General features: G+C 70.1%; 1 protein-coding gene. It reads left to right on the forward strand.

What is annotated here, in order from left to right; all coding sequences use genetic code 11:
* Positions 1-384, forward strand: a 384-nt coding sequence (locus tag CCN33_RS33305) for a D-alanyl-D-alanine carboxypeptidase family protein (RefSeq protein ID WP_244173958.1), incomplete at both ends; no start/stop codon positions are given.

Here is a 384-nt window from a genome sequence, read left to right on the forward strand (position 1 = left end):
GGTGCTCGCCTCGTACAACGCGCACCGGCGGCTCGCGCCCGCCTCCACGCTGAAGATGCTGTTCGCGGACACCGTGCTGCCCAAGTTCGCCCCCGAGCAGCGGTACCGGGTCACCGACGCCGACCTCGCCGACATACCGTCCGGGTCGAGCCTCGTCGGCGTCCAGGCCAGGACCACGTACACCGTCGAGCAGCTCTGGCAGGGCGTGTTCCTGCGGTCGGGCAACGACGCGGTGCACGTGCTGGCCCACATGAACGGCGGGATCGCCCGCACGGTCGCCGAGATGCAGGCCAGGGCCGAGTACCTGCACGCCCTCGACACCCATGTGGTCAGCCCGGACGGCTTCGACCACAAGGGCCAGATCTCCTCGGCGTACGACCTCAC

This window comes from Streptomyces recifensis, from assembly GCF_002154615.1.
Lineage (GTDB): Bacteria > Actinomycetota > Actinomycetes > Streptomycetales > Streptomycetaceae > Streptomyces > Streptomyces griseoluteus.